The following is a 10,278-nucleotide window of genomic DNA, read 5'->3' on the forward strand; positions in this document are numbered from 1 at the left end:
GGGGGGGGGGGGGGGGTCGGCGCCGGCGAGGCGCTCGGCGAGGGCGCCGGCGCCGACCCCCGCCCCGACCGCGTCGCCGTCGCCCACCCCGACGGCCACCGCCTCCCCCACCCCGACCCCGGCGGCGACCCCGTGACCGCCCGCCGGACCCGCTCGCCCCGCCACCCGCGCCCCACCGTGAGGAGCACTGCCATGAACGACGCGTCCCTCTCCGCCGCCACCCTGTCCGCCGAGGGCCTGGCCTCCGCCGACCTGCCCGCCGAGGAGCCCGAGGCCGGCACGACCGCCGGCGGCGGCGCCCCGCTCAAGATCAGCGTGTACGGCACCGGCTACCTCGGCGCCACCCACGCGGTCGCGATGGCCGAGCTCGGCTTCGAGGTGCTCGGCGCCGACGTCGACCAGGCCAAGGTCGACGCCCTGGCCGCCGGCAAGGTGCCGTTCTTCGAGCCCGGGCTCGACCCGCTGCTCGAGAAGCACCTCGACACCGGCCGGCTGCGGTTCACCACCGACCTGGCCTCCGCCGCCGCCTGGGGCGACGTGCACTTCATCTGCGTCGGCACGCCGCAGATGAAGACCAGCCACGCGGCGAACCTGTCCTACGTCGAGTCCGCCGCGACCACCATCGCGTCGAACCTCACCAAGGACGCGCTCGTCGTGGGCAAGTCGACCGTCCCGGTCGGCACCGCGGCCCGGCTGCGCGAGCTCGTCGCCGCCCACGTCCCGGCGGGGGTCTCGCTGGAGCTCGTCTGGAACCCCGAGTTCCTCCGCGAGGGCAAGGCCGTCGAGGACACCCTGCACCCCGACCGCATCGTGCTCGGCGGCACCTCGGAGCGGGCCGAGGCCACGCTCCGCGAGGTCTACGCCGGCCCGATCGCCGAGGGCACCCCGGTCGTCGTGACCGACCTGCCGACCGCGGAGCTCGTCAAGGTCAGCGCCAACGCGTTCCTCGCCACCAAGATCTCGTTCATCAACGCGATCTCCACGGTCTGCGAGGCGGCCGGCGCGGACGTCACCGTCCTCGCCGACGCCCTGGGCCACGACGTCCGCATCGGCCGGCAGTTCCTCAACGCCGGCCTCGGCTTCGGCGGCGGCTGCCTCCCGAAGGACATCCGCGCCCTCATGCACCGCGCGAACGAGCTCGGCGCCTACCGCGCGTCCGCGCTGCTGCAGCAGGTCGACGAGATCAACATGGGTCAGCGCGAGCGCGTGCTGGACATGGCGGTCGAGGCCTGCGGCGGCTCCGTGCTGAACCGCCGGATCGGCGTGCTCGGCGCGGCGTTCAAGCCCGACACCGACGACGTCCGCGACTCGCCGGCGCTGAACGTGGCGGCGGCCCTGCACCTGCGCGGCGCCCAGGTCACGGTGTTCGACCCCGAGGCCGGCGACACCGCGCGCCGCTCGTTCCCGACGCTGTCCTACGCCACCTCCGTCGAGGAGGCCGTCGAGGGCACCGACGTCGTCCTGGTGCTCACCGAGTGGGACCAGTTCGCGCAGGCGGACGCCGAGAAGCTGGCGCCGCTCACCGCCACGCCCCGCGTCGTCGACGCGCGCGGCAAGCTCGACCCCGCCCGCTGGCGCACCGCCGGCTGGGAGTTCGCGGGTCTGGGGCGGCCCGCCGCCTGACGGGCGGCCACGGGACGGGGCGTCCCGGCGGGTCGGCGCGCGGAGGGAGCGCCGGCCCGTCGGGGCGCCCCTTCGTCGCCCCCCGGGCCTGGCCGGTGTCGGGGGGCGGTGGTCTCATGGTCGCGTGGCGGGCCGACCGGGCCGCGCCGGAGTCGACGGACGGGGACCACGATGACCACGCGCGACACCGCCTGGCCCGACGGCACGCCCTGCTGGGTGGAGCTCGCGGTCCCGGACCTGGAGCTCGGCCGGCAGTTCTACGGCCACCTGCTCGGCTGGGAGTGGGAGGTCGGCCCCGAGCAGACGGGCTCCTACTCCGAGGCGCTGGCGGGCGGCCGGCGGGCGGCGGCGCTCAACGGCTACGTGCCCGACGGCGCCGAGCCGCGGTGGCTCACGTTCCTCGCCGCGGCGGACGTCCGGGCGCGGACCGAGGCGGCGCTCGCCGCGGGGGCCCGCGTGCTCGCCGGGCCGATGGACGTCATGGACTTCGGGGCGATGGCCGTCCTCGCCGACCCGACGGGCGCCCGGTTCGCGCTCTGGCAGGCGGGCACGTCCACCGGCGCCCAGGTCGTCGACGAGCACGGGGCGCTCGCCTGGACCGAGCAGACGTCCGCCGACCCGGCCGCCGCCCGGACGTTCTACACCACGGTGTTCGGGTACGGGCTGGACGACATCAGCGGGCCCGGTTTCGACTACACGACGCTGCTGCTCGACGGCCGGCCGGTCGGCGGGATCGGCGACGGCGACCCCGAGTGGGCGGTCTACCTGCGGGTCGACGACGCGGACGCGGTCGTGGCGGCGGCCCCGCGGCTCGGCGGGGCGGTGCACGTCGCGCCGCAGGACACGCCGTACGGGCGGATCGCGGGGATCACCGGGCCGTTCGGGGAGCGGTTCTGGGTGATGGCGGCCACCGGGACGCAGTCGCAGGGGTGACGGCGGGCGGCTCGAGGGCTGCGCGCGCGACTACCCTCGACGCCGTGCCCGTCCCGGACCTGCCCGCTCCCCCGCCCGCCGGCGATCCGCGCCCGGGCGACGCCTTCCAGCACCCGTCCCAGACCGCGGGCGAGCCGGTCCGCACGTTCCACCCCCGCAAGTCCACGCTCGGCGCTCGCCGGGCGGACGCGCTCGAGCGGCTGTGGCCCCGGTTCGGCGTCTCGGTGCACGACCCGGCCCTCGGGCTGCCCCCGACCGGGCCGGACGGGACGCTCGACGCGGTCGCGCTGTTCGGCCGGTCCGCCCCGCTCGTGCTCGAGATCGGCTCCGGGATGGGCGACACCACCGCCGCGATGGCGGCCGCCGACCCGGCCCGCGACTACCTCGCGGTCGAGGTGCACCTGCCCGGCGTCGCGAACCTGCTGGCGCTCGTGGACGAGCGCGGCCTGACGAACGTCCGGGTGGCGCACGGCGACGCGCTCGACCTGGTGCGGCGGGTGATCGCGCCCGGCTCGCTCGCGGCGGTGCACGTGTACTTCCCGGACCCGTGGCCCAAGGCCCGGCACCACAAGCGCCGGATCGTCGCGCCGGAGCACGTCGCGCTGCTGCGCAGCCGGCTGGAGCTGGGCGGGGTCCTGCACTGCGCGACGGACTGGGAGCCGTACGCGGAGCAGATGGTCGAGGTCCTCGGCGCCGACCCCGGGCTCACGAACCCCTACGGCGGCTACGCGCCGCGCCCCGGGCACCGGCCGGTGACGAAGTTCGAGCGCCGGGGCCTCGCGGCGGGCCGCGCCGCCCGCGACGTCATCGCGACCCGCACCGCCTGATGTCGCGGCCGGGCCGCCCCGCGCCCCCCACCCCCGGAACCCGCGCGCCCCCCACCCCGCCCCCGCCTCCGCCGAACGTGCAGGAGATGCGGGGTTCAGCCACCCCGAACCCCGCAGCTTCTGCGGGTTCGACGGGACGAGCCCCGGCGGGAGGGGCCCCGGCGGGAGGGGCCCCCGGGGGTCAGCGACCGGCGAGGTCGTCGATGCGGAGCACCCGGTCGGCGGTGCGGACCGCGCCCGGGCGGTGCGCGATCACGAGCACCGTCCGGCCCCGCGCCGCCTCGACCAGCGCGTCCTGGATCTCGGCCTCGGTGGCGACGTCGAGCTGGCTCGTCGCCTCGTCGAGGACCAGCACCGGGGCGTCCAGCAGCAGGGCCCGCGCGATCGCGACCCGCTGCCGCTGCCCGCCGGACAGCCGCTCCCCCATCTCGCCGACCCGGGTCTCGTAGCCGTCCGGCATCGCCACGACCGCGTCGTGCAGCGCGGCGCGCCGGCAGGCGGCCTCGAGCTCGGCGTCGGTCGCGTCGGGTGCCGCCAGCCGCAGGTTGGACGCGAGCGTGTCGTTGAACAGGTACGTGCTCTGGCCGACGACGGCGACGTGCCGCCGCAGGTCCTCGAGCGACACGTCGCGCACGTCGACGCCGCCGAGCAGCACCCGCCCGGCGTCCGGGTCCCAGGCGCGGGTGAGCAGGTTGACCAGGGTCGACTTGCCGGAGCCCGACGAGCCGACGACGGCGGTGGTGCTGCCGGCGGGGACGTGCAGGTCGAGCCCGGTCAGCACCGGCCTGCGCTCGACGGACCGCAGCGCTGCCGCAGCCGGGTCGTCCGGGTCCAGGTCCGGCGCCGGGTAGGTGAACGCCACGCCCTCGAACCGGATGTCCAGCGGCCCGTCGGGCAGGCGCACCGGGTGGGCGGGAGAGGTGGTGGCGGGGGCGGCGTCGGTGATCCGCCAGATCCGCCGGGCGGCGGCGAACGCCTGCTCCAGGTCGGGCGCGACGTCCTCGACGGCGAGCACCGGCGTGAACACGGCGAGCGCGAGCACGACCGCCACGGCGTACGCGGGCCAGCCGAGGGCGCCCGAGCCGACGCGGGCCGCGCCGACCAGCGCGACGGTCACGACCGCGCCGACCATGAGCACGGAGTTCGCGGCCCGGCGGCGCGCGGTCCAGGTCGCGAGCCCCGCGAGCCCGGCGTCGACGTCCGCCGCGACGGCCCGGGCCTCGGAACGGCGGCGGCCCGCGGCGCCGAACGCCAGCACCTCGCGGACGCCCTGCAGCGACTCCGTCACGAGCTGGGCGAGCCGGCCGCGGGCGGCGCGGACGCGGGTCGCGGCGACGGCGCTGGGCGTGCGGCCCCAGCCGGGCACGACCGCCCCCACCAGCACGAGGAACGGCAGCAGCACGAGCGCGAGGACCGGGTCGTAGCCGGTGGCCAGCACCACCAGCACGACGAGCGGCACGACGACCGCGCTCACCGCGGGCACCAGGGTGTGCGCGAAGAACACCTCGACGCGGTCGACGTCCTTGGTCGCGCGGTTCACCAGGTCGCCGGTGCGCCGGGACAGCACCCCGGCCGGCGCCTGCGGGGCGAGCCGGTCGTAGAAGTCGACGCGCAGCATGGCCAGGGCCCGGAACGCGACCGCGTGCCCGGTGAACTGCTCCAGGTAGCGCAGCACGCCCTTCACGAGGGAGAGGACGACCAGCGTCCAGACGACCGGTGCGATGGGCGCCGACGGGTCCTCCGCGACGCGGGCGACGCCCCACGCGGAGACGCCGAGCAGCGCGATGCCGAGCAGCTGGCCGAGCACCCGGCACACCAGCGACGCGGCGAGCGGCGGCAGCACCGGGCGGCCGAACCGGATGAGGCGCCGGGAGATCGCGGCGCGGCTCAGCGGGACGTCGGCGGCCGCGGTGCCGGCGGCGGGCGCGGCGGACGTGGCGGCGCTCACGGGCGGGCCTCCTGCTCGGTGAGCGGGCCCGCGGCGGCACCGGACAGGTCCAGCGCGCGGGCGTAGTACGAGTCGATGCCGCCGAGCCGGTCCGGCGGGCCCTGCTCGACGATGCGGCCCTCCGCGAGCACCAGCACCTCGTCGGCGCCGCGGACGGTGCTGAGCCGGTGCGCGACCACGACGACGGTGCGGCCCTCGCCGGCCCGGTCGAGCGCGTCGACCAGCGCGGCCTCGGAGGCGGCGTCGACCTGGCTGGTCGGCTCGTCGAGCAGCAGCACGGGCGCGTCCTTCAGCAGCGCACGGGCGACGGCGAGCCGCTGCGCCTGGCCCCCGGACAGCGACAGCCCGCGCTCGCCGACGCGGGTGGCCAGCCGGTCGGGGAAGCCGCGCACGTCGTCGGCGAGGTTCGCCTCGGCCAGCGCGTGCCACAGCCGGTCGTCGTCGGCATCGGGAGCGGCGAGCCGGAGGTTGTCCGCGAGCGTGCCGGTGAACAGGTACGTCGACTGCGCGACCACGGCGGTCTGCGCGCGCACCCAGTCGACCGGGACCGCGGTGGCGTCGTGCCCGCCGACCCGCACGGCACCGCTCGCGGGGCGCAGGTGCGCCTGGATCAGCGCGGCCACCGTGCTCTTCCCCGAGCCGGACGGGCCGATGAGGGCCACCCGCCCGCCGCGGGGCACGGTGAACGACACGTCGTCGAGCACCGGGCCGCCCGCGGGGTAGGCGAACGAGACGTGGTCGAGGGCGACTGCCTCCGGCCGGCCCCCCGCCCCGTCGGCCGCGGGCGTCCCGTCTCCGGCCGCACCGCGAGGATTCACGTGGAACGTGCTGGTCACGGGCGCGCGCACGCCGGGCGCGTCGCCCGCGGTCGCCGGCTGCGCGAGCACCGCGTCGATCTCGCGGACCGCGGCGCGCCCGCCCATGCCGACGTAGAAGAACTGCCCGACCCGGTCCAGCGGCTCCAGCAGCACGGTCGACACCAGGACCACCGCGACCGCCTGGCCCGGGGTGATCGCGCCGTCCCGGAGCCGCGCCATCGCGAGGCCGGCCGCGGCCGCGACCATCGCCAGGGAGAACGAGGCGTCGATGACGAGCAGCACCACCTGGTTGCCCGCCAGCAGCCGCATGACCATCCGGCGCAGCTGCTCGGCGCTGCGCGCGAGCTCGGCGCCCTTCGCCGTCGCCCGGTTGAACGCGGTCGACGTCGGCAGGCCCTGGATCGCGTCGAGGAACTGCGCGGCGAACCGGCGGGCCGTCATCCGGTACTGCACGGACACGCTGCGGAACAGCCGCTGGAAGCCGTTGACGAGCAGCGGGATGGCGGGCAGCGCGAGCGCGAGCCAGCCGGCGACCACCCAGTCGACGGTCGCGCCGAGCGCGACGAGCGCGATCACGGGGACGGTCATCGAGGCGATGATGGGGAACTTGAAGGTGACCTCGTAGGAGGCGGCCCGCTCGACGCCGTCGGTGGCGGTCGACACGAACCGGCCCGAGCGCTCCTGGGTCCGGAACGCGACGCCGAGCCGGAACATCTGGTCCAGCAGCACGTCACGGCGCTCCGCCTCGCGCCGGCCCACGGCGCCGAGGCTCAGCCGGGGGCCCGCGAACGCGGCCGCCGCGAGCGCGACGACCCCGACGACGATCGCGACCAGGGCACCCGGCGGGACGCCGTCGCCGGTCCGGGCGCCGTCCAGGACCGCGCCCAGCGCGAGGTAGACGGCGGTGGTGCCCGCCGCGACCACCCAGGTGAGGACGGCGGGCAGCAGGCTGACGCCCCGTGCGAGCGGCGGCGTGGGGACCTGGGGCGGCCCCGCGGGCGCGCCGCCGGGGCGGCCGGGGTGGCCGGGGTGGCCGGGGTGGCCGCCGCCGGGGTGACCGGCGGGCCGTCCCCCGGGGTGGCCGGCGGGTCGGCCGCCGGGTCGTGCGGTGGCACCGGCCGGGCGGCCGGGGTGCTGGGCGGTCATGCGGGTCCTCGGATCACGGAGCAGAAGGGGCGCGCCGGACACGGTGCCACGCGGTCGCCCTCCGCGCGACACCGTGCCGGGCACGGTGGTCCGGGCCGGCGCGACCCGCGGGTCGCGCCGGCCCGTCGATCAGGCCGCGGCCGCGGCGGTCCGGTGCCGGCGACGGTACGCGGCCGCCGTCAGGAGCGTGCCGAACAGCAGCAGCGCGGCGGCGTACCCGACCGCGTCACCGGGCTCGGCGCCCGTCGTGGCCAGGCTGCCGGACGCGGCGTCGCAGGCGACCTCCGCGCCGAGCGGCAGCGTGAACGACACCGGGTCGAGCGCCGCGCCCGCGGTGTAGAACCCCTGGAACACCGTCGCGCCGGCCTGGGTCAGCGTCGCCGGGACGCCCGACCACGCCACCTGCGAGGCGCCCGAGGACGTCGAGCCGGCGGACAGGTCCAGCGAGGCGATCGCCACGCGGGACGAGCCCGCCGGGCTCGCGACCGTCATCGTGAGCGTCGCGGACGACGCGCTCGTCACGCGGACCGCCGGGTTCGAGAACGTCAGGTCCAGCTGCCCGGCGTGCCCGGTGAACTGCACACCGCCCGACCACGAGGTCGAGCCGAGACCACCGGCGGTGTTGTACCGCCCGGTGCCGCCGGACCAGGTCCACGGGCCGGAGCCGGAGACGCCGGACGCGCTGATCGAGCCGTTCGCGACCGGGCCGGTGACGTAGCTGCGGAACGAGTCCCGCACGCCCCAGGTGAACGACGCCCCGGACACGGCCCGGGCCACGCAGGTCGGCGCCGCGGCCTGGACGGTGATCGGGAACTCGAGCGTCTGCCCCGCCCCGACCAGGACGAGGGTGTGCGCCCCGGCCGGCGTGGACGCCGGGATGGTGACCGTCGCGGCGACGGTGCCCGCGGCGTCGGCGGTGAGCGTGGCCAGCAGGACCGGGTCGGAGTGCAGCTCCAGGCGGATGCCGCCCTCGCTTGCCCCGAACCCGTTCGCGGTCACCGTGAGCTCGCCGCCCGCGACGACGGCGCCCGAGGCGTCCAGCCCCTGGATCTCGCGCACCGGCGCCGGGCCCTCGCCGCCGCCGCCGGGCAGGGTCGGCGTCGTCGGGACCGTCGGCGTGGTCGGGACCGTGGGGGTGCCGCAGTCCGTCGCCGCGCCGAGCGGCAGGGTGAAGGACACCGGGTCCAGCGGCGCGCCGGCCGGGTAGAACCCGGCGAAGGCCGTGCTGCCGGCCGCGGTCAGCGTCGCGGGGACGCCGGACCAGGCGACCCGCGTCGCGGTGGACGCCGCGGTGCCGCCGGACAGGTCGAGCGTCGCGACCTCGACCCGCGTCGCGGCCGCCGTGCCCGAGGACACCGACATCAGCAGGGACGCCGTCGTGGCGCCGGTGACCCGCACCTCGGGGCTCGCGAACGTGAGGTCGAGCGCGCCGTCGTGGCCGGTGAACCGGACGCCGCCGGACCACGCCGCCGTCGCCAGCCCGTCGGCGTCGACGCTGCCCGAGCCGGCGGACCAGGTCCACGGGCCGGAGCCGGACACGCCGGTGGTGCTGATCGAGCCGTGCGCGATCGGGCTGGTGATGTAGGAGCGGAACGACTCGCGCAGACCCCAGGACAGGGTCGCGCCGTCGACCGCGACGCAGGTCGGGGCGGGAGTGCCGCCACCCGGGGTGCCGGGGGTGCCCGGGGTGCCCGGGGTCTCGCCGCCGTCGCCGCCGCCGGGGGTGCCGCCGCCCGGGTTCTCGCCGCCGACCGCCGCGAAGGCGATCGGGACCGCGCGCTCGTTGACCGCCTGGGTCGTGCCGCCGGCACCCGTGGTGAACACCGCGAGGGTGCCGCCCGCGAGGGCCTTCGCGTCCAGCGTCGCCTTGTCGACGGTGACCGTCCAGGTGAAGCCCGCGGTGCCGTCGGCGGCGAGCGTCCACTTCAGGTAGGGCGCCGTCTCGCTGACGCCCTGCACCCAGGCGGAGTAGGCGTTCGTGCGCGCGGCCGCGGGCGCGCCCTCCGACGGGCGCCAGGTGCTCGCCAGCCAGCCGACCTGCGCGTAGAAGCCCGCGGGCTGCCCCGCGTTCGGGCCGTGGAGGCCGAGCGCGCTGGTGTCGTAGCCGGAGCCGGTGATCGTCAGGGTCGTGCCCTGCGGGTCCAGGCCGGTCGTCGGCGAGACCGTCAGGGTCGGCTCGGCCGGCGCCCCGGGCTGCTCGGTGCCCGGCTCCCCCGTCCCCGGCTCCCCGGTCCCCGGCTCCCCGGTCCCCGGCTCCCCGGTCCCCGGCTCCCCGGTCCCCGGCTCCTCGGTCACGGGCTCGGCGAAGGCGATCGGCACGGCGAGCTCGTTGCCCGCCTGCACGACGCCCTTGCCGCCGACCGTGAACACCGCGAGCTGCCCGCCGTCGATCGCGACCGCGTCCAGGGCGGCCTTCGTGATCGTCTGCGTCCAGGTGAAGTCGGCCAGGCCGTCCTCGCCGATCGTCCACTGCACGTACTCGCCGCCGGTCGGGGTGTCCTCGACCGCCACCCGGTACGCGTTCGTCCGCGCGGAGGCGGGCGCCCCCTCGGACGGCCGCCAGCCCGCGGCCGACAGCCAGCCGATCTGCGCGTACATCCCGGCCGTCATCGGCCCCTGGGTGAACGCGGGGTCGAAGTCCTGGCCCGTGATCGTGAGGGTCGCGCCGTCGGGGTCCAGCCCCGTCGTCTGCGAGACCGTCAGCGTGGGCGCCGGCGCGGCGACCGCGGGGGTCGTCACGAGCGCGGTGCCCGCCCCTACCGCCAGCGCGACCAGCGCGCCGGTGACCGCGCGCCAGGCGCGGGTCCTCGTTCCTCGGTGCATCGTCTCCCTCTCCGGCCCGGGGAACCCGGGCGATCGTGCGGGCCGCGCCCCCCGACGGGCCGCGGTCCTCCTCGGTCAGTCCTGCTGGCCGCCCGGCGCGGTGCCCGGGCCGGTGCCGGTGGCGGGTGCCGCGGCGGCCGCCTCCGCGTCGCGGGCGTGG

At 77.6% G+C, this 10,278-nt stretch carries 6 protein-coding genes; 3 read left to right on the top strand and 3 right to left on the bottom strand.

All coding sequences use genetic code 11. The annotated features are described in order from the left end of the window. Nucleotides 1-192: 192 nt before the first annotated feature. The 3 genes from FA014_RS14645 to trmB all read left to right on the top strand — a co-directional run bounded on the left by FA014_RS14645 (nucleotide 193) and on the right by trmB (nucleotide 3,383). Nucleotides 193-1,623, top strand: a complete 1,431-nt coding sequence (locus FA014_RS14645) for a UDP-glucose dehydrogenase family protein (protein ID WP_154730392.1) — start codon at nucleotides 193-195, stop codon at nucleotides 1,621-1,623. 171 nt (nucleotides 1,624-1,794) lie between these two features. After that, nucleotides 1,795-2,556: a VOC family protein gene (locus FA014_RS14650; protein ID WP_154730393.1), complete on the top strand. Its 762-nt coding sequence runs from the start codon at nucleotides 1,795-1,797 to the stop codon at nucleotides 2,554-2,556. A gap of 44 nt (nucleotides 2,557-2,600) precedes the next feature. Beyond that, nucleotides 2,601-3,383 (top strand): tRNA (guanosine(46)-N7)-methyltransferase TrmB, encoded by a 783-nt coding sequence (gene trmB / locus FA014_RS14655; RefSeq protein ID WP_230323184.1) that lies wholly within the window; start codon nucleotides 2,601-2,603, stop codon nucleotides 3,381-3,383. A gap of 181 nt (nucleotides 3,384-3,564) precedes the next feature. Here trmB and cydC read toward each other — a convergent pair whose 3' ends face one another. From cydC to FA014_RS14670, 3 genes are all read right to left on the bottom strand, one after another. Next, entirely contained in the window at nucleotides 3,565-5,331 is a 1,767-nt protein-coding gene (gene cydC, locus FA014_RS14660) for a thiol reductant ABC exporter subunit CydC (RefSeq protein WP_154730394.1), read from the bottom strand. Beyond that, complete coding sequence (locus tag FA014_RS14665) at nucleotides 5,328-7,295, bottom strand: ABC transporter ATP-binding protein/permease (protein WP_154730395.1); 1,968 nt, start codon at nucleotides 7,293-7,295, stop codon at nucleotides 5,328-5,330. The genes cydC and FA014_RS14665 overlap by 4 nt, the downstream gene beginning before the upstream one ends. Nucleotides 7,296-7,424: 129 nt before the next feature. Further along, entirely contained in the window at nucleotides 7,425-10,118 is a 2,694-nt protein-coding gene (locus FA014_RS14670) for an HtaA domain-containing protein (protein WP_154730396.1), read from the bottom strand. Nucleotides 10,119-10,278 lie beyond the last annotated feature (160 nt).

This window comes from Cellulomonas hominis (assembly GCF_005239125.1).
Classification (GTDB): Bacteria; Actinomycetota; Actinomycetes; order Actinomycetales; family Cellulomonadaceae; genus Cellulomonas; species Cellulomonas hominis_A.